The 24845-nt window shown below is 71.6% G+C and carries 18 protein-coding genes; 11 read left to right on the top strand and 7 right to left on the bottom strand.

From position 1 onward, the window contains the following. The first annotated feature begins 67 nt into the window (after positions 1-67). Both BMY19_RS00830 and BMY19_RS00825 read left to right on the top strand, forming a co-directional pair. Complete coding sequence (locus BMY19_RS00830; RefSeq protein WP_091676371.1) at positions 68-1162, top strand: glycosyltransferase family 2 protein; 1095 nt, start codon at positions 68-70, stop codon at positions 1160-1162. Then, on the top strand, positions 1159-2193 hold the full coding sequence (locus BMY19_RS00825) for a glycosyltransferase (protein WP_091676369.1): 1035 nt from the start codon (positions 1159-1161) through the stop codon (positions 2191-2193). Before BMY19_RS00830 ends, BMY19_RS00825 begins: the two co-directional genes overlap by 4 nt. A gap of 72 nt (positions 2194-2265) precedes the next feature. Here the strand turns inward: BMY19_RS00825 and BMY19_RS00820 are convergent, their stop codons facing one another. Beyond that, a complete protein-coding gene (locus BMY19_RS00820; protein ID WP_091676367.1) occupies positions 2266-2448 on the bottom strand; it encodes a hypothetical protein in 183 nt (60 codons plus the stop codon). A 177-nt stretch (positions 2449-2625) separates the two neighbouring features. On the opposite strand from BMY19_RS00820, the gene BMY19_RS00815 reads away from it, so the two are divergent. The 4 genes from BMY19_RS00815 (at position 2626) to BMY19_RS00800 (ending at position 8408) form a co-directional block, all read left to right on the top strand. After that, positions 2626-3909, top strand: coding sequence for an efflux RND transporter periplasmic adaptor subunit (locus BMY19_RS00815; protein WP_100250839.1), 1284 nt, complete (start codon positions 2626-2628; stop codon positions 3907-3909). Between the two features lie 21 nt (positions 3910-3930). Continuing rightward, positions 3931-7068, top strand: coding sequence for an efflux RND transporter permease subunit (locus tag BMY19_RS00810; RefSeq protein WP_100250580.1), 3138 nt, complete (start codon positions 3931-3933; stop codon positions 7066-7068). Positions 7069-7199: 131 nt separating this feature from the next. Beyond that, complete coding sequence (locus BMY19_RS00805) at positions 7200-7757, top strand: DUF4337 domain-containing protein (RefSeq protein ID WP_020090790.1); 558 nt, start codon at positions 7200-7202, stop codon at positions 7755-7757. A 123-nt stretch (positions 7758-7880) separates the two neighbouring features. Further along, positions 7881-8408 (top strand): phosphate-starvation-inducible PsiE family protein, encoded by a 528-nt coding sequence (locus tag BMY19_RS00800; RefSeq protein ID WP_043712027.1) that lies wholly within the window; start codon positions 7881-7883, stop codon positions 8406-8408. Between the two features lie 192 nt (positions 8409-8600). Here BMY19_RS00800 and BMY19_RS00795 read toward each other — a convergent pair whose 3' ends face one another. After that, positions 8601-9119 (bottom strand): TspO/MBR family protein, encoded by a 519-nt coding sequence (locus BMY19_RS00795; protein WP_100250579.1) that lies wholly within the window; start codon positions 9117-9119, stop codon positions 8601-8603. A 119-nt stretch (positions 9120-9238) separates the two neighbouring features. On the opposite strand from BMY19_RS00795, the gene BMY19_RS00790 reads away from it, so the two are divergent. The 4 genes from BMY19_RS00790 (at position 9239) to BMY19_RS00775 (ending at position 13545) form a co-directional block, all read left to right on the top strand. Next, positions 9239-10441 carry a trans-sulfuration enzyme family protein gene (locus BMY19_RS00790; protein ID WP_100250578.1) on the top strand — a complete coding sequence of 401 codons (1203 nt, stop codon included), beginning with the start codon at positions 9239-9241 and terminating at the stop codon, positions 10439-10441. Between the two features lie 92 nt (positions 10442-10533). Continuing rightward, on the top strand, positions 10534-11013 hold the full coding sequence (locus BMY19_RS00785) for a hypothetical protein (protein ID WP_100250577.1): 480 nt from the start codon (positions 10534-10536) through the stop codon (positions 11011-11013). 259 nt (positions 11014-11272) lie between these two features. Further along, positions 11273-12202 (top strand): AEC family transporter, encoded by a 930-nt coding sequence (locus tag BMY19_RS00780; protein ID WP_020090796.1) that lies wholly within the window; start codon positions 11273-11275, stop codon positions 12200-12202. Positions 12203-12315: 113 nt separating this feature from the next. Continuing rightward, the gene (locus tag BMY19_RS00775; protein ID WP_100250576.1) at positions 12316-13545 is read left to right on the top strand and encodes an acyl-CoA dehydrogenase; all 1230 of its coding nucleotides are present in this window, start codon (positions 12316-12318) and stop codon (positions 13543-13545) included. 151 nt (positions 13546-13696) lie between these two features. On the opposite strand, the gene addB is transcribed toward BMY19_RS00775, so the two are convergent. Together addB and tcuA are read right to left on the bottom strand one after the other, a co-directional pair. After that, a complete protein-coding gene (gene addB / locus BMY19_RS00770; RefSeq protein WP_100250575.1) occupies positions 13697-16861 on the bottom strand; it encodes a double-strand break repair protein AddB in 3165 nt (1054 codons plus the stop codon). A 117-nt stretch (positions 16862-16978) separates the two neighbouring features. Next, entirely contained in the window at positions 16979-18475 is a 1497-nt protein-coding gene (gene tcuA, locus BMY19_RS00765; protein WP_091676348.1) for an FAD-dependent tricarballylate dehydrogenase TcuA, read from the bottom strand. 116 nt (positions 18476-18591) lie between these two features. Between tcuA and BMY19_RS00760 the strand changes: the two genes are divergently transcribed. Next, the gene (locus BMY19_RS00760; protein ID WP_056531487.1) at positions 18592-19245 is read left to right on the top strand and encodes a GntR family transcriptional regulator; all 654 of its coding nucleotides are present in this window, start codon (positions 18592-18594) and stop codon (positions 19243-19245) included. A 13-nt stretch (positions 19246-19258) separates the two neighbouring features. Here BMY19_RS00760 and BMY19_RS00755 read toward each other — a convergent pair whose 3' ends face one another. The 3 genes from BMY19_RS00755 to BMY19_RS00745 form a co-directional block, all read right to left on the bottom strand. Beyond that, entirely contained in the window at positions 19259-20566 is a 1308-nt protein-coding gene (locus BMY19_RS00755) for an MFS transporter (protein ID WP_100250574.1), read from the bottom strand. 24 nt (positions 20567-20590) lie between these two features. Then, positions 20591-21967, bottom strand: coding sequence for a 2-hydroxycarboxylate transporter family protein (locus BMY19_RS00750; protein WP_020090802.1), 1377 nt, complete (start codon positions 21965-21967; stop codon positions 20591-20593). 308 nt (positions 21968-22275) lie between these two features. Beyond that, positions 22276-23871, bottom strand: coding sequence for a porin (locus tag BMY19_RS00745; protein ID WP_100250573.1), 1596 nt, complete (start codon positions 23869-23871; stop codon positions 22276-22278). Positions 23872-24845: the final 974 nt, after the last annotated feature.

Here is a 24845-nt window from a genome sequence, read left to right as displayed (position 1 = left end):
GAGCCCGGCGGCATGACGGGCCGCCCCCGACCTCCGCGGCGCACGAGGGTGCCACGGGAGACCTGCCATGACCACCGACGCCGACCATCCGGCCCCGCCCCCCTGCGTCGTCTGCATTCCCGCCCGGAACGAGGCCGAGCGCCTGCCGCGCCTGCTCGCCTCCCTGGCCGCGCAGAACGGCGTCTCGGCGCGGGCGCCCCTGCGCGTCGTGGTGCTGGCCAACAACTGCACGGACGGGACCGTCCAGGCGGTGCGCGACGTCGAGGCCTCGGGCATCCTCGCGACCCTGACCCTCCGGCTGATCGCGGTCGAGCTCGGCGGCGCGGACGCCCATGTCGGCACGGCGCGGCGCATGGCGCTCGATGCCGGGGCCGAGTGGCTGGAGGCGGACGGGGAGCCGGACGGCATCCTCCTCACCACCGACGCGGATGCCCGCCTGCCGGCCGAGTGGGTCGCGGCCAACCTCCGCGCGCTGGAGGCCGCCGACATCGTCGGTGGCCGGCTGGTGATCGACGACGACGGCACGCCGGACCCAGCCCTGACGGACCTGCACGCGCGCATCGAGCGCTACTGGTCCGGCGTCCGACGCCTGGAGGATCTGCTCGACCCGCCGCCCTACGATCCCGCCCCCCGTCACGGCGACCATACCGGCGCGAGCCTCGCCGTTCCCGCGATCCTGTACCGGGCGGTCGGCGGGCTGCCGGCGCTGCCCTGCGGCGAGGACAACGCCCTCGTCGGGCTGCTGCGCGCCAACGGCGCGCGCCTGCGCCACTGCCCGGACGTGCAGGTGCTGGTCTCGTCCCGCCACCAGGGGCGGGTCTCGGGCGGCATGGCCACCGAGATGCTGCGCCGGACCCGCGTCCTCGACGGGGAGGCCTACCTGCTGCCAGAGGCCGCGCACTGGCAGGCGCTGATCCTGCGCCGCGCGGCCCTGCGCCGGGCCTTCCACCTCGACCCGCAGGCCCGCGCCACAGCCTGCGCGCGGCTCGGTCTCGACGCCGACGACCTCGCCGCCGTCGGGGCCTGCCCGAACGACATCGCCTTCGTGGAGCGGGCCGACCGGATCCTCGAGTCGCGCAGCCCGCCGGCGCGGGACTGCGCCCTCGACCAAGCGGTCGCCGATCTCGACGCCCTCGCGTCGTCCCTGAGGGACGCCGCGTGACCCGGGGCATCGGCTGGTACGTCCATCACCAGGGCGCCGGCCATCTCCAGCGGGCCCGGGCCGTCGCCGGTGCTCTGGACCGGCCCTGCACGATCCTCGGGACGCTGGCCGGGTTCGACACCGCCGGCCTCGACACCGTCGACCTGCCCGACGACCGCCCCCGCGACGACGCGGCCTTCGACGGCCGGGACGGCGCGACCGAGCGGCCCGAGGCGCTGCACTACGCGCCGCTCAACCATCCGGGGGTCCGCACGCGGATGGCGCGCATCGCCGCCTGGGCGGAGCGGGCCGAGCCGGCCCTCCTGATCGTCGACGTCTCGGTGGAGGTGGCGCTCCTGGCGCGCCTCCTGTCGGTGCCGACCCTGGTGGTGCGGCTCGCCGGGACGCGGACCGACCGGCCGCATCTGGAGGCCTTCCGCGGCGCGACGCGGCTGCTGGCCCCCTTCCCCGCGGCACTCGACGGCGCGGCGGTGCCGGACTGGGTCCGGGCCAAGACGCTGTACGCGGGCTTCCTGGGCGCGCCGGCGCAGGCCCCGATCGAGGCAGGACGCGAGATCGTGGTCGTGTTCGGCCGCGGCGGCGCGGGGGGCGACCTCGCGGATCTCGCCGCGGCCGCGCGGGCGGTACCGGACCGGCCGTGGCACGTCCTGGGGCCGGTCTCAGGCTCGGGCGCCGTCCCCGGCAACCTGCACCTGCACGGCTGGGTCCCGGACGTCGAGGCGCGGGTCGCTCGGGCGGCTTTGCTGGTGGGCGGCGGCGGCGACGGCGTGGTCGCCCTGGCGGCCGCGCAGCGGAAGCGCTTCGTCTGCCTCCCGGAGGAGCGTGCCTACGGGGAGCAGACCGAGAAGGCCGAGGCTCTGGCCCGGCTCGGGGCCGCGATCGTTCATCCCGGCTGGCCCTCGGCCGCGGCGTGGCCTGGCCTCATCGCGGCGGCCCTCGCCATCGACCCATCGGTGATCGGCGGCCTGCACGACCCGGACGCGGTCCGGACCTGCGCCGCGACGATCCAGACCCTGATCGCGGATCTCTGAACGGCCGGGCCGCGACGGAGCGGGCGGTCGCCGCGCCGGCGCGGGTGCCTCAGTCCACACTCATGTCCGGACTCAGGAGATCAGGTCGAGCTTCGCGGCCTCGATCCCGTCGGCGCGGATCGTGTCCGGCAGGGACGAGAAGTCGCGATAGCCCGCCTCGCGCGCCATGGCGTCGAGGGCCGTCTGCTCGTCGTCGGCCGCCCCCGTCCAGAGCACCGCGCCGCTCTTCTTCTGCCTAATCTGGAAAATGCTCATCGACCCCTCCCCGGTCCCGAGAAGACCATCGGCCTATTAACGTCGCTATTCGTGGCTGGTTGCAGGTTGAGCGCCGTGAACGGCCGCGCTCCGGCCGCCCCGATCACCTGCGGCGCGAGGCCCGGCGACGGCCCCGCCGGATGGCGCTATGCTCGACCTCCGGTGGAGTGGCTCGCCATGAAAACGCCGACCTGCCCAGCGAGGGAGAGGCAATACCAGTCCAGCGCCGCTTGCGAGGCCCCCGTCGTGAACTCCGTCCGTTGGCGCGCGCCCCGCCTCACTCTCCTGTGCGGGCTCGCGATCCTCGCCGGGGCGCCGGCCCGGGCCGTCGAGACCGCCGCCGTTCCCGACGCGGCCGCCATCGCGCCCGCCGTCACCGTGGTCCCGGCCGAGAACCGCGAGATCGTCGAGCGGGCGGTCGTTACCGGCACGCTGGTCCCACGGGACGAGATCCTCGTCTCCCCGGAGGTCGAGGGCCTGCGCATCACCGATCTCCTCGTCGAGGAGGGCGACCGCGTCACCAAGGGGCAGGTCCTCGCCAAGCTGTCGCTGGAGATGATCGTCACCCAGGAGGCCTCGAACGCCGCGGCGATCGCCCGGGCCGAGGCGGCGATCGTCCAGGCCCAGAGCCAGATCGTCCAGGCGGAGGCCGCCAACCTGGAGGCCAAGCAGGCGCTCGAGCGGGCCCAGGCGCTCGCCAAGACCGGGAACGCAACCGCGGCCGTGCTGGAACAGCGCGTCTCGGCGGCGCAGGGGGCGGAAGGGCGCCTCGCCGCCGCCAGGGGCGGCCTGCAATCGGCGCAGGCCGACCTCGCCACCGCCCGGGCGGCCGGCGCCGAGATCGCCCTGCGGCGTGCCCGCACCGATATCCGGGCGCCGGAGGCCGGCATCGTCAATCGCCGCACCGCCCGGATCGGCGCCACAGCCACCGCGGTGGGCGAGCCGCTGTTCCGGCTGATCGCCCGGGGCGAGATCGAGTTGGAAGGCGAGGTGCCGGAGACGTCGCTGGCGCGCATCCACGTCGGCAACCCGGCGAGCCTCGACCTCGATGATGGCCGCCGCCTCGCCGGCAAGGTGCGCCGGGTCTACCCGGAGGTCGACCGGGCGACGCGGCTCGGCAAGGTGCGCATCCGCCTCGGCGACGATCCGGCCCTGCGCATCGGCGCCTTCGCGCGCGGCAACGTCGAGATCGCGCGCCGCACCGGCGTGGCCGTGCCGGTCTCCAGCCTGCTCTACGCGGCCGACGGCCGCGCCAGCGTCCTCGTGGTGAAGGACGGGCGCGTCGAGGCGCGGCCCGTGACCGCGGGGCTCTCCGCCGACGGCTTCACGGAACTCCGCTCCGGCGTGGCGGCCGGCGAGAGCGTCGTGGCCCGCGCCGGAAGCTTCCTGCGCGACGGCGACCGGGTGCGCGCCGTGCCGGCTCCGACCGGCACGCCGATCGCCGACGCGGCCCCGCGGTAGGACGAGACGAAGGATCCGGCCATGCGCCTCAACGTCTCCGCCTGGGCGATCCGAAGGCCCCTGCCCTCGGTGGTCCTGTTCCTGGTCCTGATGATCCTCGGGCTCGTGAGCTTCCGCGCGCTGCCGATCACCCGGTTCCCCAACATCGACATCCCGATCGTCTCGGTGACGATCACCCAGTCGGGCGCCGCGCCCGCCGAACTCCAGACCCAGGTCACCAAGTGGGTCGAGGATTCGGTCGCCGGCGTGAAGGGCGTCAAGCACATCCTCTCGACGATCACGGAGGGCACCTCCACCACCACGATCGAGTTCCGCCTGGAGGTGAACCAGGATCGGGCGACCAACGACGTCAAGGACGCGATCGCCAAGATCCGCCAGAACCTGCCGCGGACGATCGACGAGCCGATCGTCTCGCGCGTGGAGATCGCCGGCCTGCCGATCATGGTCTACGGCGCCTCCGCGCCCGCCATGACGCCCGAGGACCTGTCGTGGTTCGTGGACGACGTCGTCGCCCGGGGCTTGCAGAGCGTGAAGGGCGTCGGCGGCGTCGAGCGCCTCGGCGGCGTCGCCCGCGAGATCCGCGTCACCCTGAAGCCCGACCGCCTGCTGGCGCTGGGCATCACCGCCGCGGACGTGAACCGGCAGCTGCGCCTGACCTCGGCCGACATGGCCGGCGGCCGGGCCGAGGTCGGCGGCCAGGAGCAGTCCATCCGGGCGCTGGCCGCCTCGGCGAGCCTCGAGACGCTGGCCAAGACCTCCATCGTGGTGCCGGGCAACCGCAAGGTCCGCCTCGACGAGCTCGCGACCCTGTCGGACACCGCCGAGGAGCCCCGCACCTTCGCGCGCTTCAACGGCGAGCCGGTGGTCGCCTTCGCGATCTCCCGCGCCAGCGGCGCCAGCGACGCCGACGTGTCGGCGGGCGTCGCCAAGAAGATCGCGGCGCTCCACGCGGCCAATCCCAACGTGCGGTTCGACCTGATCGACACCAGCGTCGTCAACACGATCGGCAACTACCACTCGGCCATGATGGGCCTGATCGAGGGGGCCCTCCTCGCCGTCGTGGTGGTCCTGCTGTTCCTGCGCGACTGGCGCGCGACGCTGATCGCCGCGGTGGCGCTGCCCCTCTCGGTGCTGCCGACCTTCTGGGTGATGAGCGCCCTGGGCTTCTCGCTCAACGCCGTCAGCCTGCTGGCGATCACGCTCGTCACCGGCATCCTGGTGGACGACGCGATCGTGGAGATCGAGAACATCGTCCGGCACATGCGGATGGGGAAGTCGCCCTACCGCGCGTCCCTCGAAGCCGCGGACGAGATCGGCCTCGCGGTCATCGCCATCACGGCGACGATCATCGCGATCTTCTCGCCGGTGTCGTTCATGGGCGGCATCGCCGGCCAGTACTTCAAGCAGTTCGGCCTGACCATCGCGGCCGCGGTGTTCATGTCGCTGCTCGTGGCGCGCCTGATCACGCCGCTGCTCGCCGCCTACTTCCTGCGCGACCACGGGCCGGACCACGAGCGGGACGGCGTCGTCATGCGCGGCTACACCCGCCTCGTGGCGTGGTCGGTCCGGCACAAGTTCATCACGCTGGTGCTCGGCCTCGCGTGCTTCGCCGGCTCCATCGCCTCCACGGGCCTGCTGCCCGCGGGCTTCCTGCCGGCGGAGGACCAGGCCCGCACCCTGTTCGTGGTGGAGCTGCCGCCGGGCGCCCGGCTCCAGGACACGGTCCGGGTCACCGACCGCATCGAGGAGAAGATCCGCGCGCTGCCCGAGGTGAAGAGCGTGTTCGTGGACGGCGGCCGCCAGCTGCCGGCCAAGAAGGAGGTGCGCCTCGCGAGCCTCACCATCAACCTCACGCCGAAGAACAGCCGCGACAAGACGCAGAAGCAGATCGACGCCGAGGTCGCGGCGATCCTCCGGGAGGAGCCGGACCTGCGTTTCTGGGCCCTGCGCGAGGGTGGCCAGCGCGACCTCGCGCTGATCATCGCGGGCCCCGACAAGGCCGTGGTGGCAGAGGTCGCCGCCAAGCTCCAGCGCGAGGCCCAGCAGGTCCCGCACCTCGTCAACGTCATGTCGACGGCGCCCCTCGACCGGACCGAGGTCCGGATCCGGCCGAAGCCCGCCGTGGCGGCCGATCTCGGCGTCAGCACCGACACCATCGCCGAGACCGTGCGCGTCGGGACGATCGGCGACATCGGCATGAACCTCGCCAAGTTCAACGCCACCGACCGCCAGATCTCGATCCGCGTGCAGCTCCCCGAGAGCGTGCGCGGCCGGCTCTCCGACCTCGAGACCCTGAAGGTGCCGGTGAAGGGCGGGACGGCCGTGCCGCTCGCGACCGTGGCCGACATCAGCCTCGGCCAGGGCCCGACCGGCATCGACCGCTACGACCGCGCCGTGCGCGTCGCGCTCGAGGGCGACATGCAGGGCACCGACGCGCTCGCCGCGCTGATCGGCCAGGTCATGAACCTGCCCACCGCCAAGAACCTGCCCCCCGGGGTGACGATCAGCCAGACCGGCGACGCCGAGGTGATGGGCGAGGTCTTCGAGGGCTTCGCGCTGGCCATGGGCGCCGGCCTGATGATGGTCTTCGGCGTGCTGATCCTGCTGTTCGGCAACTTCCTGCAGCCGCTGACCATCCTGTTCTCGCTGCCGCTCTCCATCGGCGGCGCGATCCTGGCGCTGCTGATCTGCCACATGCCGATCTCGATGCCGGTGGTGATCGGCATCCTGATGCTGATGGGCGTCGTGACCAAGAACGCCATCATGCTGGTGGACTTCGCCGTCGAGCAGATCCGCGCCGGCGTCGACCGGAACGTCGCGATCGTCGATGCCGGCCGCAAGCGCGCCCGGCCGATCGTGATGACCACCATCGCCATGGCGGCCGGCATGGTCCCCTCCGCGATGGCCTACGGGATCGGCGGCGAGTTCCGCTCGCCCATGGCGGTGGCGGTGATCGGCGGCCTGATCGTCTCGACGGTGCTGTCGCTCGTCTTCGTGCCGGCGATCTTCGTGCTGATGGACGACCTGTCCCGCCTGCTGACGCGGCTGTTCGGCCGCTTCATCGGCGAGCGCGACGATCCGGAGGATGCCCCCGTCTTCGATCCGGCCCATCCGGCCAATGACGGGCACCCGCCGCCGCCGCGGATCGCCGCGGAGTAGAGCGGGTCGGCGCGGAGAGCGGGTGCCGGATCGGCGGCGCGGATTGCGTCGCGGATTGCGTCGCGGATTGCGTCGCGCGCCGCGATGGGCTGTGACTCGGCCCCGCCGAATCAACGGAGACGAGCGAGACGATGTCGGGTGGTCACGGGGCGGTCGAGGGGTCGAACAAGCGCGTGGCGCTGCTGATCTCGGTGCTGGCGCTGTTTCTCGCGTTCAGCGAGACACTGGGCAAAGCGTCCCAGACGGATTCGATCGGCGCCAACGTCGAGGCCGCGAACCAGTGGGCCTATTTCCAGGCCCGCACGATCCGCGCGACGGTGCTCAAGACCGCCGACGAGGCCCTGGCGCTGGTGCCCCCGGGGCCGAACCAGGAGGCCATCGCCGCCAAGCGCGCCGAGTGGTCGAAGACGCTGGCGCGCTGGGATTCGGAGCCGTCGACCGGCGAGGGCCGCAAGGAGCTGTCCGAGAAGGCCCGCGCCTCGGAGGGCCGGCGCGACCTCGCGCTGCTGCGCTACCACCACTACGAGCTGGCCTCGGCGGCCTTCCAGATCGGGATCGTGCTGGCCTCGGCCGAGGTCATCACCGGGATCAGCCTGCTGGTCTTCGCCGGCGGCTTCCTGGGCCTCGCCGGGGCGGCGCTGCTCGGCTTCGGCTACCTCGCGCCGCACGCCCTGCCGTTCTTCCACTGAGCGGCCCCGGCCGCCGGCAGCGACGTAACGCCACCCCGGATCCCGATCGATCGAGCACAAGCGTCGCCGCACTGGACGCGCGGTCCGGAAGCTGATCGTCTCGGCGCATTCCAGGGGGGAATGATGTCGGAACACTCAGAAGACCAGGGACGCCTGACGAAGGTCGCCAGCGCGATCTTCCTGCACACCGAGCACGCGATCTACGCGGCGCTCGGCATCCTGCTGGCGCTCACCGCCCTCGTGGCGCTGATCGAGGCCGCCGGGATGACCTGGGAGGCGATGCGGGCGCTCGGCGGCGCTCAGCAGATCCTCGAGGTGATCGACCGGCTGCTGTTCCTGCTGATGCTGATCGAGATCCTGCACACGGTCCGGGTCTCGATGCGGTCGGGGACGCTGACCTGCGAGCCGTTCCTGATCGTCGGGCTGATCGCCTCGATCCGGCGGGTTCTGGTGATCACCCTGCAATCGTCGGAGATCATGCACGCCAAGGACTGGTCGCCGGAGAAGCAGGCGCTGTTCCAGGCCTCGATGATCGAGCTCGGCGTGCTGGCGGGTCTGATCCTCACGATGGTGTTCGCGATCTTCCTGCTGCACCGCGCCCGCGACGACGGCAAGCCGGCCGGCGAGGAGAAGCCCGAGCACGTGTCGTGAGATCCGCGCGCCTTCGCGGCGTTCACGAAGGACCTGCACTGATCCGTACGCCTGACGGCGTCCGGATTGCCCTGACCGTCCTTGCGAGCGCAGCGAAGCAATCCGGTTGCGCCACGCCGGCCGAGGTAACGCTGCACTGGGTCGCTTCGCTTCGCTCGCGATGACGGAAGGAAACCGAACCGGAAATGGAAATCAGTTCATCCGCAGGATCGCGGCGTTGAGGAGCGTCGCGAAGGCGACCCAGGCCGCGTAGGGGACGAGGAGCCACGCCGCGAGCCGGTCGAACCGCCAGGTCAGCCGGATCGTCCAGAGCACCATCACCAGCAGCATCGCGACGACGATCAGGCCGGCGCCGATCGCGTGGGCTGAGAAGAAGACCGGCGTCCAGGCGGCGTTGAGGGCGATCTGCACCAGGAATGCCGCGAGGGCGAGCCACCAGCCCTGGCGGCTCGGTCCCGTGCGCGGCATCGCGCCGAGCAGCCGCCAGAGGGAGACCGCGATCATCGTGTAGAGGATCGTCCAGGCGACCGGGAACACCCAGTTCGGCGGGTTGAAGGCCGGCTTGTTCAGGCTCGCGTACCAGCCCGGGATCTCCGCCTGGGTCGACACCGAGCCGACGGCGGCGGTGGCCGCGACGGGCAGGATCGCCGCGGCGAGGCGCAGCCAGCGCGGTAGGGGCGATCCCTCGGGGACCTGTGTGGCGGCGGTCATGATCGTCTGTCTCCACGGGGCGCGGCATGTGGCCCGGCATGTGGCCCGGCTAGTGGCGCGGCTTGCCGGGGCCCGCGCGCCGTGGCACGCGCCCGTCTCCATCCGCCGAGAATCGCCAGATGTCACAGCCTTACGCGCCGCGGGGTCCGTCGGATACCCGGAGCGACGCCGAGCCGGAATACACGCGCCGGAGCCTCGCCGCCCAGGCCATGGGGCGGATCGAGCCGGAGACGCGGGCGGTGGTGATGCCGCTCCACGTCGCCACCACCTTCATCCGCGATCCCGACAACGGCTACAGCTCCGGCTACAGCTACGCGCGGCCCGACAACGCCACGGTGCGCGAGGCGGAGTCGGTCCTGGCGATGCTGGAGGGCGCCGCCGCCGGCGCGCTGCTGTTCGGCTCGGGGATGGCGGCGGCGACCGCGGTGTTCGGCGCGCTGGAGCCCGGCGACCACGTGGTCGCCGGCACGGTCATGTACTGGGCGCTGAAGCGCTGGCTGCGCGAGGAGGCGCCCCGGCGCGGCCTCACACTGAGTTTCGTGGACACGGACGACGCAGGTGCCCTGCGCGCCGCGATCGAGCCCGGCCGGACCAAGCTCGTCTGGATCGAGACCCCCGGCAACCCGCTCTGGACCGTCACCGACATCGCCGCGGCGGCCGAGATCGCCCACGCGGCGGGGGCGCGGCTCGCCGTCGATTCGACGGCCGCCTCACCGGTGCACACGCGCCCTCTGGAACTCGGCGCCGACATCGTGATGCACTCGGCCACCAAGATCCTGAACGGTCATTCCGACGTGGTGGCGGGCGTGCTGGCGGGGGCGCGGGCCGACGCGTTCTGGGAGCGGATCCGGGGGATCCGCGCCGGCAGCGGCGGCATCCTCGGGCCGTTCGAGGCCTACCTGCTGATGCGCTCGCTCCGGACCCTGCACCTGCGGGCGGCCGCGCAGGCGGCGGGCGCCCTGCGCCTCGCCGGGCGCCTGAGCGGGCACCCGCACGTGACCCGGGTCCTCTACCCGGGCCTTCCGGACGATCCCGGCCACGCGGTCGCCCGCCGGCAGATGCGGGACGGGTTCGGCTTCATGCTGTCGATCCGGGTCGCCGGCGGCGAGGCCGGCGCCATCGCCACGGCGGCGCGGGTGCGGCTCTGGAAGCGGGCGACCTCGCTCGGCGGCGTCGAGAGCCTCATCGAGCACCGCGCCTCGGTGGAAGGGCCGGGCAGCCCCTGCCCGCCGGACCTGCTGCGCCTGTCCACCGGCATCGAGGACACGGACGACCTGTACGGCGATCTCGACCAGGCCCTGCGCGGCGCCCACGCGGGCTGATCGTCGCGGGCGCTTGGTGCCGAACCGTCTCCTGGCGCGTTGTGCCGGCAGTTCCGGCGGCGCGAACCGCCACAGATCGCGAGTCTGACGACATGACGACCCGTTCCCGCACGATGGTCCCCGGCACCTTCGCGCTGCTCATGCTGGCGCTCGCGCCGGCCTCCGCCCGGGCCGACGCCGTGCCCGATCTCGACGTCGAGCGGACCTGCCGGTCGGCTCAGGTCGCCAACACGAGCATCAGCGACAAGGCGAATTACGACGGCTGCATTCGCTCCGAGCGCGACGCCAAGAAGGAGGCCGAGCGCCACTGGAGCAGTTACACGCCCGCCGCGAAGAGCCAGTGCCAGAACCAGTTCAAGGCGGGCGGCTTCCCCTCCTACGTCGAGATGGTGACCTGCCTGGAACTGGCGTCCGGCACGGTGCCGACCCAGAGCGCCGAGGGCGGCCGCGCGGTGGGCGGGCCGGGTGCGCCGAAGGACGTCAAGGTGCAGCGGGAGGGCGGCGCCAACCTGACCAAGGAACCGCCCGCGAGCCAGCGCACGGATCCGATCCAGGTGCTGGAGAACAAGTAGGCGGCGCGGGCGCCGTCACGCGCCGCTGTCGGCCGTGGTGACGAAGGGAACGTCGACGGTCTCGCGGCCGGCGCGTTGCCGGGTGTCGGCATGAGGGCCCGCACCGCCGCGGCGACCCGGGCGCGCTCGGCGGCGCGGTGATTCTCCCTCCTCTCGTCCGGCATGCCAGCACAGCTTCCGACGGGGCGCGACGCGGCGCGCGGGCGTGCTATGGGCCGAGTCCTCCCCACGCGCATCAGCCCCCGCTCCCGCCGGCCCCGTGAACGCCCTCGCCATCATCGCCCCGATCTTCGGGATCGTCCTGATCGGCTGGGCCGCCGCCCTCGCGGGGCTCCTCTCCGACAAGGTCAGCGACGGGCTGTCGGAATACGTCTTCGCCGTCGCCGTCCCGGCGCTGATCATCGCCACGCTGACCAAGCCCGGGATGAGCGGGACCATCGCGTGGTCCTACTGGGTCGCGTATTTCGGCGGCGCGGCGATCTCGTGGTCCGTCGGCACGCTGATCGCCCGGCGGCGGGCCGGGATCGAGCGCCGGGGTGCGATCCTCCACGGCTTCGCGGCGAGCCAGTCGAACACGGTGTTCGTGGGCGTCCCGATGATCCTCCAGGCCTACGGCGAGGAGGGCGCCTTCCCGCTGTTCATGCTGCTGGCCGTCCACCTGCCCCTGATGATGGGCAGCGCCACTTTCCTGATCGAGTCCGATTCCGGCCTGCCGGTCCTGGCGCGGATCCGCGGGCTCGCCCTGGTGCTGCTGCGCAACCCGATCTTCGTGGCGCTGCTGATCGGCATGGCCATGAAGGCCCTCGGCCTCGCGCCGGTCGGCATCGCCCAGTCGCTGATCGACGCCTTCGCCGGCACGGCCTCCACCTGCGCCCTGGTGGCGCTGGGCGCCGGCCTGAAGCGCTACCGGGTGCTGTTCGACCTCAAGGGCGCGCTCGTGATCGCGCTCCTGAAGAACCTCCTGCACCCGCTGGCGGTCTGGGTCCTGGCCTTCCACGTCTTCGCGATGCCGGCCGCCTACGCGGGCGTCGCGACCCTGTTCGCCGCCATGCCGGTGGGGATCAACGCCTACCTGCTGGCGGCGCGCTACCGGACCGAGACCGGCATGGTCGCGGCCTCGGTCCTGGTCTCGACGCTGCTGGCGCCGCTCACCACGCTGCTCTGGCTCATGCTCCTCGGCCGGGCGTGACGGCGGCGCCCCGGCGTCACCGCGCGCGTTGGACCGGGCGGCGCGCGGGTCTAGGGTAGGGTCAAGCGCGCGGGCCGCGAAGACCCGCGCCACCCTGCAGGCGAGGAATCTCGATGAACGCTCCGATGCGCCCTCCGGGCAGCGCCTCCCCGTCGGCCCCGGCCTCGGCCCGCTTCGTCTGGGACGATCCCTTCCTGCTGGAGGATCAGCTCACCGAGGACGAGCGGGCGATCCGCGACGTCGCCCAGAGCTTCGCGCAGGAGCAGCTTCTCCCCGGGATCGTCGAGGCCTACGCCTCCGAGAAGACCGATCCCGGCCTGTTCCGGAAGATGGGCGAGCTCGGCCTGCTCGGCGTGACCCTCCCCGAGGAGTACGGCTGCGCGGGCGCCTCCTACGTGGCCTACGGGCTCGTGGCGCGGGCCGTCGAGGCGGTGGATTCCGGCTACCGCTCGATGATGAGCGTGCAATCCTCCCTCGTGATGTACCCGATCCACGCCTACGGCTCGGAGGAGCAGCGCGAGAAGTTCCTGCCGAAGCTCGCCTCGGGCGAGTGGATCGGCTGCTTCGGCCTCACCGAGCCGGATGCCGGCTCGGACCCGGCCGGCATGAAGACAAAGGCCGAGAAGATCGACGGCGGCTACCGGATCTCCGGCGCCAAGATGTGGATCTCGAACGCGCCCTTCGCGGACGTGTTCGTGGTCTGGGCGAAGTCCGACGCGCACGAGGGCGCGATCCGCGGCTTCGTCCTCGAGAAGGGCATGAAGGGCCTGTCCGCCCCGACGCTGAAGGGCAAGCTGTCCCTGCGCGCCTCCACCACCGGCGAGATCGTCATGGAGGGCGTCGAGGTCGGCGAGGACGCGCTGCTGCCGAACGTCTCGGGCCTGAAGGGGCCGTTCGGCTGCCTCAACCGGGCGCGCTACGGCATCTCGTGGGGCGCGATGGGCGCCGCAGAGGATTGCTGGCACCGCGCCCGCACCTACACGCTGGAGCGCAAGCAGTTCGGCCGGCCCCTGGCGCAGACCCAGCTCGTCCAGAAGAAGCTCGCCGACATGCAGACCGAGATCGCGCTGGGCCTCCAGGCCTCGCTCCGGGTCGGGCGGCTGATGGACGAGGGCAAGATGGCGCCCGAGATGATCTCGCTGGTCAAGCGCAACAATTGCGGCAAGGCGCTGGACATCGCCCGCACCGCCCGGGACATGCACGGCGGCAACGGCATCATGGGCGAGTACCACGTGATGCGCCACGCCCAGAACCTCGAGACGGTGAACACCTACGAGGGCACCCACGACGTCCACGCCCTGATTCTCGGCCGGGCCCAGACGGGGCTGCAGGCGTTCTTCTGAGGCGCGGAGGACGCGCCTCCCACCAAGTCACCTCATCCTCAGGTGCGGCGCAGCCGCCTCGAAGAAGTCCCCCGGAACCGCGGCGATATCGGGAGGCTTCCTCGAGACCTCCGCTGCACTTCGGCACCTCAGGATGAGGGCGCGGGCGGGGTCACTCCCCGCCCTCGTCCCCGGCGAGCGACCACTCGAGCACCCGGGCGAGGTGGTCGTAGGCGCCATACCGGCTGGCATATTGCGGGTAGGGCCGCGCCGTGTAGGCCGCCTCGCCGGTCATGAACCGGGCCACCAGCCCCCGGAGCCGCGCGGCGTGCTCGGCCACGATCGCCTCCACGCCGCGCTCCTCGCCCCGGGGCGGCTTCACCGGGATCGGGACGAAGGGCTTCCGGCCGCCCGAGGCGTGGACGTAGAGCAGGTCCGGCGTCGTCTTCACGGCCGGCAGGTCCGCGAAGGCGCCGTGCATCAGCATCGCCGCCTCCAGGGTGAGCTGCGGCGAGAACCCGGAGAAGATCATCTTGCCCGAGGGCGGCGTCCCGGTCTTGTAATCGACGATGCAGGCGGTGCCGTCCGGCCGCAACTCGATCCGGTCGGCCCGGGCGCGCAGCGTGAAGGTCTCGCGCCCCATCGGGATCGCCCAGCGCCCGGAGACCTCCGGGTAGACCCGGGTCAGGCCGGGCCGCCGCCGCGCCTCCCAGTCGAGATAGGCCGAGGCCATGCGCTCGTAGCGCGGCCACCACTCGGCGTAGAGGTTGGGGTACTCCGCCTCGATGTCGCCGAAGGCGTTCACCGCGAAGTTCAGCAGCCGCTCCGCGGAGTCCGGCGGCAGGTCCTTGGGATGGCGACTGGCGAATTCCGCGAAGACGTCGTGCACCAGGGAGCCGCGGGTGGCGACGCCCGGCGCCGCCGCCAGCGGATCGAGCGGGTCGAGCCCGAGCACGTGGCGGGCGAAGATGCTGTAGGGATCGCGCACCAGCGTCTCGATCTCGGTGACGCTGAGCGAGCGCGGGAACAGGGCCGGGTCCGGCTTCGGTGCGGGGCGCTTCAGCCGCGGCTCCGGCGGCACCGTGTCAAGCCGCGCGGCGAGGCCCGTGAGCCGGCGACCCGCGTGCAGGACGGCGTCCCAGCGGGCGTCGCCCGAGAGGGCGCGCAGGCGCTGGATCAGGCGCGACGGCACGGTCGGGGCGCCCTCCCGCTTCAGCGCCCGGGTGATCACCGCGTCGCGGCAGCCGAGCGCCTGCACGAAGTCGTGGGCCATCTGCCCGATCCGCCGCTCGGGCGGGTTGAGGCCGACCCGCTCGCGCATCGGCCGGTTGAGGAACGAGTCGGTCAGCGTGCGCACCGGCCAGACGCCCTCGTCCAGCCCGCCGAGCACCACGCGGTCCACCGAGAGCAGGCGCGCCTCCAGCAGCCCGAGGATGCGCAGGCGCGGATGCGGCGCCTCGCCCGAGCAGGCGACTTTGCGCTCCCGGGCGAGCGACGTGAAGAAAGTGGCGTAATCGTCGAACCGCCCCGGCATCAGGCCGGGCTCGGCCATCTCCAGGTCGTCGAACAGGGCGTCGAGGCAGGACAGGGATCCGTCCGTCTCGACCGGGGGACCGTCCTCCGGCCCGGCGATCAGCCGGTCGCACGCCTCACGGTGACCCGCGGCGGTGGTGACGAGGTCGCATTCCCCCGCCCCGTCCGGTCCCGGGAAATCCCGGAACACCAGATCGAGCCGGTCCAGCAGGTTCGCGGCCAGCTCCCAGTCGACGTCCTTCAGGCGGCGCTTGGCCCGGGGCCGGTGCTCGGGCGGCCCGGCGCGCTCGGCGGCGAGGGTCTTGCGCAGGCCGTCGAAGCCCGGGGCCGGGACGGGGCCGCGCAGCAATCCGATCTCCAGGGCGGCCGCGCCCCGGACCACGTCGGGACGCGGCAGGCCGAGATGGACCATCGGATGGGAGAGCAGCGCGATCAGCCGGGCCGGGATCGCGTCGGCCTGATCGCGGGCGAGGTCGGCGGCGAGTTCCGCCGCGAGCCGGGCGAGCCGCCCGGCCGGGCTCACGGCCAGGGACAGCCCGGCGGAATCCTCGGCCACGATGCCCCAGCGCAGCAGCTCGACGGCGACCCGGCCGGCGAGCCCGCGGTCGGGCGTGATGAGCGCCGCAGTCGCACCGGGGGTCTGCAGGGTCTCGCGCAGCGCCAGCGCCGCGACCAGCGCCTCCTCGCGCTCGTCGGCCGCTTCGGCGAGCGCGAGCCCCTCGAGGCCGAGGCGGGCGACGGCGTCGCGCGCGGCCGGGTCGAGGGCGGCCCACGCGTCGGTGGTATCGGCCGGCCGCAGGGCCTGCGACAGGAGTGCGGCTCGCGCCGCCTGGCCGGGGTCGGGCTCGCCGAGGGCGACGACCTCGGCGCGGTCGAGGTTGAGGTTCTCCGGTCCGAGCAGCCGGTGCAGCACCGCCTGCGGATGGCCGTGCGCGATCACGCGGGAAAAACCCTCGCCGGTGTCGATGCCGTCCCAGCCGGCCGCGTCGAGGTCGAGATCGAGCCCGGGCAGGACCACGGCGCCGTGGGGCAGCTTGGCCACGGCGGCGATGAGCCGGGCCGTGGCGGGGACGGAGCCCAGCGAGCCGGCGACGATCACCGGGTCCGGCGTCGCGCCACGCGACAGGCGACGCTCCTCGGCGAGCACGAGCCCGCGGGCGCGGGCGACCGGATCGGCGAGGCCCCGCTCGGCCAGGAGCTTCGGCCAGTTCTCGGCGGCGATCTTCACGAAGTCGAGGGTCAGGCCGAAGTAGCGGGAATACTCGGCCTCGACGGCCGCGCCGATCTCCGACCAGGGAAGGCCCTCGACGGTGAGCGCGTCCATCAGGCGCTCGAGATCGCCGGCGAGCCCGACCGCGTCGGCGGGGGAGGACGGCACCAGGAACGGCACCTCGGCGTCCAGCGGCAGCAGCGTCCGGTCGACGGTCCTGGCCCAGGCCTGGACGAGGCGGGCCAGGATCAGCCGGCGCTCCAGCGGCGGCATCGGGATGCTCAGGGGGTCGGCGTTCTCCTCCAGCAGCGGCTCGGCGGCGAGGTCGAGCTCGGCCTCGTCGGCCTCGCCGAGCGGCACCATTCGCGGCAGCAGCGTCGCCTGGCCGGGCGCGTCCCGGCCGAGCCTCTCGGCCAGGATCGCGCCGAGCGCCCGGGCCGCGCGGCGGGTCGGCAGGTAGATCGTGACGGAGGCGAGCGCCAGCGGATCGTCCGCCACCGGCCCGACCAGGCGGCCGGAGAGCAGCGCCTCGGCGAGCGTCGGCAGGAACGGGACGCCGCGGGAGATGGTGAAAACGGCCTGTCGGGCGGGCATGGCTGGGCTTCTACGCCCGCGCCGGGGCGGCGGACAGGGGACGATGGGCCGCTGGGGAACGATCGCGCGGCTTCCCTTCCCGCATCGGAGGAGTTCGGTCGCGCTCCGCCGCTGACCTCAGCCCTTCGCCCTCGCGGCGGCGCCGTAGCCGGCGCGGCGGCCGAACACGACGCCGGAGGTCAGCCCCGAGCCGCCGGGATAGCCGTTGAAGAACACGCCACCGACCATCTCGCCGCAGGCATAGAGGCCGGGAATCGCGCCGCCGTCCGCGCGCTTCACGCCGCCGTCGTCGCCGACCTCGACGCCGCCGTAGGTGAAGGTGATGCCGCCCGTGACCGGGTAGGCCTTGAACGGCCCGGTCTCGATCCTCTGCGCCCAGTTCGACTTCGGCAGGGCGAGCCCCTTCGTGCCGCGCCCGTCCTTCACGGTCGGGTCGAAGGGCACGCTCTCGTCCACGGCGGCGTTGAACGCCGCGATGGTCCGCCGCGCCGCCGCGCGGTCGATGCCCTCGAGCTTGTCGAGGAGCCCGTCCAAGGTGTCGGCCTCGACGAAGTGCGCGTCGTGGAACCGGTACTCGCTGTAGAGCAGGTGATCGACCTTGGCGTCGAAGATCTGCCACGCCACGTGCCCGGGCTGCTCCATGATCGAGCGGCCGAACTGGGCGTAGGTGTAGTTGCGGAAATTCTTGCCCTCGTCGACGAACCGCTCGCCGTCCGCGTTCAGCATGAGGCCCAGGAAGTAGCAGATCTTCCGGTAGTGCTTGCGCTCGCCGTGCGGCAGCTCGAGGTTGCCGTAATCGGGGGTGTGCAGGTCCATCGGCGTGGCGTGGCAGCCACCGTAGAAGCCGTGGGCCTTCGCGCCGAGGTCGAGCGCCATCTGCAGCCCGTCGCCCTGGTTGTGGGGCGTGCCGCGTACCCGGGCCTTGTCCCAGCCCTCGCCGATGAAGCGTGTCCGGAGGGCGGCGTTCGACTCGAAGCCGCCGCAGGCCAGCACCACGGACGTCGCCCGGACCGGACCCTGCGGCGTCTCCACGCCGACGACACGCCCGTCCTCCACGATCAGGCCCCGGGCCGGGCAGCCGTAGCGGATCTCGCCGCCGGCCCGGGTGAAGGCCTCCAGCTCGGCCCGGGCGAGGCCGAAGCCCTCGTCGTGGGTGGCGAGCGTCAGGCCGCCCCAGAACACGAAGCGCCCGTCCTTCTCGAACGACTGACGGGAGTAGATCGGCTCGAACTTCACCCCCTGCGTCGCCAGCCAGCGCAGGGCCGCGCCGCTCTCGTCGATCAGGATGCGCTGCTCGCGCGAGAGCGGCCGCCCATCGTTGAAGCCGAGCAGGTCCGCCTCGAATTTCTGTGCCGTGTAGGCACCGAAATCGGTCCGCGGCAGGCGCGGGTCCTCGGGATCGACCAGCAGCGGGATCAGGTCGTCGTTGCCCGCGTAGACGAAGCGCATGGCCCCGGCCGTGTAGGCGGTGTTGCCGCCGGCGAGGTCCCGCTCGGCCTTCTCGATCATGAGCACCGAGGCGCCGCGCTCCAGGGCGGCGAGACCGGCGCTCATGGCGGCGTTGCCCGAGCCGACCACCACCACATCCCACGGCGCATCGTCCGGACGCTGCATGCCTGCCTCCTCTCCAGTGGCTGATCTCAGCGCATTGTATACGTCTGCATGCAATTTCTCGCAAGCGTTTCAGGCGTCACGGTTTCGCGCTATGGCCGAGCCGAGGAGAGCCGGACATGAAGGCCAGCGAAGCGGAGCGCTCCAGCGGCGCCGGCGCCTACGAGCGGCTGCTGCGGGCGATCGAGGAGGGCGAGCTCGCCCCCGGCAGCCGTTTGCGCGAGGCGGAGCTCGCCGAGCGGTTCCAGATCAGCCGCACGCCGGTCCGCGAGGCGCTCGGCCGGCTGGAGGCGCAGGGACTCGTCGCCCACGAGCCGCACCGGGGCGCCAGCGTGGCGCAGCTCGACTACGGGCAGGTGAGCGAGCTCTACGACCTGCGCGAGGTGCTGGAGGGGACGGCCGCGCGCCTCGCGGCGATCCACGCCAGCACGGTCGAGACCGAGATCCTGGAGGAGATGGTCGCCCGGGACCGGACGCTGCTCGGCGACGCGCCCGCGCTGGCACGGACCAACCGGCTGTTCCACCGCCAGATCCACGGGGCGGCGCGCAACCGCTTCCTGCAGGGCACGCTGGAGACGATGCGCCTGTCGCTGGTGCTGCTCCCGGGCGCCACCACGCTGGCGGCGCCCGACCGCGCCGCGGAATCGCTCGCCGAGCACGCCGCGATCGTGGCGGCGATCCGGGCCCACGACGGGGATGCCGCCGAGGCCGCGGCCCGGGCCCATATCCGCGCCGCCTTCAAGGCGCGGATCCGGATCTGGCAGGAGAGCTGACCGACCCCGGCCCTCAGGCGTGGGCCGGCACGCGCTCCAGACCGGGCCGGCCGCGGAACAGGGCGAGCGTCGCGACGATGCCGCAGGCGGCCGCCGCCATCAGCCAGTAGCTCGGCGCCGCCCGGTCGCCGGTCTTCTCGATCAGGAAGGTCGAGACCATGGGCGTCGCCGTGCCGAACAGCGCGGTGGCGAGGCTGTAGGCCAGCGAGAAGCCGCTGGCGCGGACATGGGCCGGCACGACTTCCGAGAGCGAGACCACCATCGCGCCGTTGTAGACTCCGAAGAAGAACGAGAACCACAGCTCGACGGCGAGCATCTTGCCGAAGGTCGGGTCGGCCACGAGCCAGTGCAGCGCCGGGTAGGTGGTCAGCAGCGACAGGGTCGAGATCGTCAGCAGCACTGGCTTGCGGCCGATGGCGTCCGACAGGGCTCCGCCCACGGGCAGCCAGACGAAGTTGGTGATCGCCACGAACAGCGTCACGATCAGGCTGTCGGTCTCGGTGAGCTTGAGGACGTTCTTGCCGAAAGTCGGGGTGTAGACGGTGATCATGTAGAACGTCACCGTCGTCATCGTGGTCAGCATCATGCCGAGCAGCACGATCCGCCAGTTGGCGGCCACCGTGGTCAGGATCTCGCGGGTGGTCGGGTGGCGGGTCCGCCTGGCGAATTCCTGCGTCTCCTGGAGCGACCGCCTGATGAAGAAGATGAACGGCACGATCAGGCAGCCGATGAAGAACGGGATGCGCCAGCCGAAATCGCCGAGCTGCTGCTTGGTCAGGAACGCGTTCAGCCCGTAGCCGATCAGGGCGGCGAACATGATCGCCACCTGCTGACTCGCCGACTGGAACGACGTGTAGAAGCCGCGCCGGCCCGGCGTGGCGATCTCGAACAGGTAGATCGAGACGCCGCCGATCTCGACGCCCGCCGAGAAGCCCTGCAGCAGGCGCCCGGCCAGCACGATCAGCGGGGCCGCAACCCCGATCGTGTCGTAGCTCGGGCAGAAGGCGATGAGCACCGTGCCGCTCGCCATGATGGCGAGGGTGATGATCAGGCCCTTCCGGCGGCCGATCCGGTCGATATAGGCGCCGAGCACGATCGCCCCGAGCGGCCGCATCAGCGCCCCGAGCCAGAAGGTGCCGAAGGTCAGGAGCAGCTCGGTGGTCTCGTTGCCCGAGGGGAAGAACGCCCGCGCGATGTAGGTGGCGTAGAACCCGAACAGGAAGAAGTCGAACATCTCCAGGAAGTTGCCGCTCGTCGAGCGGAGGATCGCGCCGATCCGCGACTTGAGCGTGGCCCCGACGGCCCCGGGATCACCGGCCATGACGACGTCCTTTCCGGGTGCCCGTCAGGCACCGATCCACTTCATGGCGACGATCGTGCCGGTCACCGTCAGCGCGCCGCCGATGCGGGTGGCGATCTGCGCGAAGGGCATCAGGGCCATGCGGTTCGCCGCCGTGAGGATCGCCACGTCGCCGGTGCCGCCCTGGCCGCTGTGGCAGGCGTTCACGATGGCGGTCTCGATCGGATACATGCCGAGCCAGCGGCCGACGAAGAAGCCGACCGTCATGAGCGTCACGACGGTCGACACGATCGTGATCAGGTTCACCAGAGTGAAGGCCGCCATCAGCTCGTGCCAGGGCGTCAGCGCGACGCCGATGGCGAAGAGCAGCGGGTAGGTCATCGAGACCTGGACGAACTTGTAGACCACGAAGCCGCCGGCCTGGAGATGGGGCGACACCGCGCTGGCGAGCTTCGCCAGGACCGCGAGGAACAGCATCGCCACCGGCGCCGGCAGGCCGACGAGGTGGTGGGCCATGACGCCGAGCAGGTAGAGGGTGATCGCCGTGAGCCCGGCCGCACCGATCGTGGCGGGATCGATCTGGCCCTTGGCCGCCTCGGCCTTGGCCTGGGCGTCGCTCGACTTGATGCCGTCCGAATCGGGCTGGAGGCGGCCCTCGCCGGTGAGGTGCGGGTAGCGCTTGCCGACGGAGTTGAGCGTGCCCGACAGGATGATCGCGGTCAGGGAGCCCAGCATCACCGGCGGCAGCACCTGAGCGAAGACCACGCCCTGCTGCATCCCCAGGATCGCCGCGTAGCCGATGGAGAGCGGGATCGCCCCCTCGCCGACGCCGCCCGCCATGATCGGCACGACGATGAAGAAGAAGGTCTTGTAGGGGCCGAGGCCGAGGAGCGTGCCGACCAGCGTCCCGACCAGGGCCGCCGCCACCGAGCCGAGGGCGAGCGGCGCGAAGATCTTGAGGAAGCCCTTGATCAGGACTTCGCGGTCCATCCCGAGGATGGAGCCGACGATGATCGTGGCGATGTAGATGTAGAGGAAGTTGGTGAACTTGGTGAAATCGGTGATCGCCTTGACCATCTGCGGCGGCACCAGGGCGTAGTAGACCAGCGCCGAGGGGATGAAGGTCGCGAAGATCGCCCCGGCGCCGATGTTCTTCAGGATCGGGATCCGCTTGCCGATCTCCGCGCAGGTGAAGCCGCCCATCACCAGCACGGCGATCATGGTCGGCCCGTCGGGCTTGATCTCGCCCTCCTGGACCAGGACGGTGAGGAGGATCGCCAGCACGACGAAGATCGGGAGCGGTATGATGCCGATCTTGAAGTCGATCAGCCGCCACCAGACGTCCGGCCAGAACCGGGCCGCGCGCCCGTCCTCGGCCCGGCCCTCCGCCGGCGACGGGATCGGTGAAACGGTGCTGGTCATGGCGTCCCCCCGGATCTCTGACCGCTCGCGGGCCGCTTCGCCGCGCCCTCGCGACCGCGCGCCGGGCCGCGATCCATCGGGTCGCGCACGATCGGCGGCGATAAAGTGACATCCGGCGTATCAGCGCGGATGAAGGGCGGCAACGCGATCCAGGGAACAAAGGACGCGACCTGTCCCGTCGGCCGGGATTAAGATCCCGTCTCCGTCGTGATCACAGCGCAGAGAATTGGCCACGCGGCCGACCGGGCCATGACGGCATCGGACGGGGACAGGCGACGGGACCGAGGCCCCGCCGCCGGGATCGTCGATCAGAAGTCGCGCTGGACGCGGAAGCGGACCTGCGAGACCGAGTCCTGCGTCACGGTGCGCGGGACGAACGTGCCGCTGTTGATGCCGGCGACGTTCGCGTAGGCGGTGGGACTCTTGTCGGAGTCGATCGCGCGGCCGTGCTTCACGCCGATCTGGGTGTAGAAGGCCTCGACGCCGATATCGAGGTCGCGCACGGGCGACCAGATGATGCTGCCGCCCGCGACGAACTGATAGGTGTCGCGCAGCGCTTGGCTCAACTGGTAGAAGCGGGTTCCGGGCGCGCCGACCGCGTTGGAGCCGAGATTGGCGGCGCCGTTGAAGCTCAGGACGTTGTAGAGCGCGCCCTGTGCGAGGCGCGCGTTGCGGGAGAAGTCCTGCTCTCCGTAGGCGCCGAAGACCGCCGAGCGCCATTCCGGCGTCCAGTAATGCAGGAACGACGCGACCGCCGAGAAGGATTGCGGTGTTTGCAACTGGCCGGTGAAGGGGTTGACCGTCGCGTCCGAGAAGCTCTGATAGATCTTCTGGCCCTGGAAGCCGTTGTTGAGCTGCGTATAGCAGCCGGTGAAGGCGCAGTATCCCGTATACATCTGCGCGCCGTCGGCGTAGGCGCTCTGGAGATAGAGGGCGTCCCCCGGCGCGACGAAGGGGGCGTTGATCTTCAGGCCGCCCTGCACCGCCCAGCCCTCGACGCTCCTGGTGTGCGCGACGCTGACATTGGCGCCCGCCGCGGGCGTCGCCGCGATGTTGCCGACGTTCAGCTCGTGAACCGCGGCGGAGAGCTGCGCCGAGCCCCAGCCCTGATCGACGCGCAGGACGCCGACGACATCGGGCAGCCGCTCGCGCTGGATGCTGTCGACGCCGCTGACCCCGATCGGTGCGCCTCTGAAGTAGCCGACGAAGACCGGGCTGACCGGCGACGCGGTGCCGGCCGGCGCGTAGATCGGGCTGCGCCGGAAGACCGGGTCCTCGACCGACAGCGTGGCCGACAGCCCGGCGCCGGCCGTCACCGTGTAGGCGAGGAGGTTGGTGGAGGAGACGTCCGAGCCCGCGGTCGCGCCGTAGATCTCGAAGTCGTGGGCGTAGAAGTCGAAGAACGACGAGGCGCGACCGGCGGTCAGGCCGGCGAACTGGATGAACGCCTTGTCGACGTTCATGAACTGCTGCGCATGCCCGGCCTGGTCGACGCCGGTGGCGTCGTAGGCCTGCCCGATGCGCGCCTGCGTCCCCGAGCGCGCGTAGCCGGTGCGGGATCCCGCATCGAGGCGGACGAAGGCGCGCAGGGTGCCGTAAGCGGTCTGCGTGCGGGCATCGAGGTTGATGCGCAGACGCGCCTGATAGCCCGCGCTGTCGCCGGCGTTGGTGCCGGCCTGCCGCGTCGACGCCGTCATGTACCCGCCCTCGTACCGGGCGCGGCCCGAGATGCGCAGGCAGGTGTCGGTGCCGGGGATGTAGAAGAAGCCGGCGCCGTACGCGCCGCAGACGCGGACGTACTCGACCGGGACAGCCTTCTTGACCGGCAGGTCGGCGGCGTGCGCAGCGCCCATTGTCGCGAACGCGGCGGCAGTCGCCAGCAGCGATAATCTCAGTAATGTCATCGATGTCTCCGGAATTTAAAGCTCAATTCTCGCAAACGGATGAGCAAGACCGGACACACCAAATATAATCCACGATTTATTCGCAGATCGTTGGCATGCTCTCGCTCGCCACGGCGGTTTTGAGGCCCATTTGCCCGGCGACGATGTGCAGCGGCCCCACCGCGCGCAACAAAGATTCGGATTTATCTTCAATCCTGCAGATGAACGTTGCGCGTCCGCAACAAAATGTTATCCAATAATGCAAAATCGGAGATAATTAATCAGTATATCTATATATTATCAGGTTGGCTGCACAGATGAAATATTGATAAAACCGGCTCGTTCGAACGACCAGCACCAATCGAGAGGCAATGGCGCGGAAGTCGAATCGGAGCTGTCGTGCGGGCCGTCTCTGACCGGACAGGCGTGGCGGATGCAGTCAGAACCGCCTGGGTGCCCCGCGAACGGCACGCGGTCGCCGGCGAGCGATTCGACGCGCGGGTCCTGCCCGTCCGACGCGTCGGCCGGAGGCTCGGCTCATTTGCGGGATGGCACGTGTCGCACGGCGCGGCGGCGTTTGCCCGGCTCGATGGACGCGGCGCGCGCCCGGAAAGCGGGTCCGAACGAACGATGGCGCGCATCGGCGGCGCCCTGCGCGCGGGGCGGCGCATCGCCGGACCCTATCATGGGTCGGTCAACGGACCGGCCGGGAGCGGGCGGGATCGCGGCGCGGAACGCACCGGGTCGCGTGCCGACCGCGCACTGGCGGCCGGAGGCGCTACGGATCCAGAGCGACCCGGCAGAACGAAAAAGGCCCGGCCGAAGCCGAGCCTTGAGGTTCCTGAAGCACGGGGACCGGCGCGGAGGCCGAGGCCCCGGCGCCGGTGGAGTGGCTTAGAAGTCGCGCTGGACGCGGAAGCGGAAGGTGGACACGCTGTCCGCCGTCGTGGTCCGCGGCACGAAGGTGCCGTTGTTGATGCCGGCGACGTTCGCGT

Source organism: Methylobacterium sp. UNC300MFChir4.1, from assembly GCF_900110155.1.
Classification (GTDB): Bacteria; Pseudomonadota; Alphaproteobacteria; order Rhizobiales; family Beijerinckiaceae; genus Methylobacterium.
Note: the sequence above shows the minus strand (reverse complement) of the source record. Positions and strands in the feature narration are given on the sequence as shown.

Bases quoted from the DNA above. Each gene is read 5' to 3' on its own strand.
- BMY19_RS00830 (WP_091676371.1), top strand. From the start codon at position 68: ATGACCACCGACGCCGACCATCCGGCCCCGCCCCCCTGCGTCGTCTGC.
- BMY19_RS00820 (WP_091676367.1), bottom strand. From the start codon at position 2,448: ATGAGCATTTTCCAGATTAGGCAGAAGAAGAGCGGCGCGGTGCTCTGG.
- BMY19_RS00815 (WP_100250839.1), top strand. From the start codon at position 2,626: ATGAAAACGCCGACCTGCCCAGCGAGGGAGAGGCAATACCAGTCCAGC.
- BMY19_RS00810 (WP_100250580.1), top strand. From the start codon at position 3,931: ATGCGCCTCAACGTCTCCGCCTGGGCGATCCGAAGGCCCCTGCCCTCG.
- BMY19_RS00805 (WP_020090790.1), top strand. From the start codon at position 7,200: ATGTCGGGTGGTCACGGGGCGGTCGAGGGGTCGAACAAGCGCGTGGCG.
- BMY19_RS00800 (WP_043712027.1), top strand. From the start codon at position 7,881: ATGTCGGAACACTCAGAAGACCAGGGACGCCTGACGAAGGTCGCCAGC.
- BMY19_RS00795 (WP_100250579.1), bottom strand. From the start codon at position 9,119: ATGACCGCCGCCACACAGGTCCCCGAGGGATCGCCCCTACCGCGCTGG.
- BMY19_RS00790 (WP_100250578.1), top strand. From the start codon at position 9,239: ATGTCACAGCCTTACGCGCCGCGGGGTCCGTCGGATACCCGGAGCGAC.
- BMY19_RS00785 (WP_100250577.1), top strand. From the start codon at position 10,534: ATGACGACCCGTTCCCGCACGATGGTCCCCGGCACCTTCGCGCTGCTC.
- BMY19_RS00775 (WP_100250576.1), top strand. From the start codon at position 12,316: ATGAACGCTCCGATGCGCCCTCCGGGCAGCGCCTCCCCGTCGGCCCCG.
- addB (WP_100250575.1), bottom strand. From the start codon at position 16,861: ATGCCCGCCCGACAGGCCGTTTTCACCATCTCCCGCGGCGTCCCGTTC.
- tcuA (WP_091676348.1), bottom strand. From the start codon at position 18,475: ATGCAGCGTCCGGACGATGCGCCGTGGGATGTGGTGGTGGTCGGCTCG.
- BMY19_RS00760 (WP_056531487.1), top strand. From the start codon at position 18,592: ATGAAGGCCAGCGAAGCGGAGCGCTCCAGCGGCGCCGGCGCCTACGAG.
- BMY19_RS00755 (WP_100250574.1), bottom strand. From the start codon at position 20,566: ATGGCCGGTGATCCCGGGGCCGTCGGGGCCACGCTCAAGTCGCGGATC.
- BMY19_RS00750 (WP_020090802.1), bottom strand. From the start codon at position 21,967: ATGACCAGCACCGTTTCACCGATCCCGTCGCCGGCGGAGGGCCGGGCC.
- BMY19_RS00745 (WP_100250573.1), bottom strand. From the start codon at position 23,871: ATGACATTACTGAGATTATCGCTGCTGGCGACTGCCGCCGCGTTCGCG.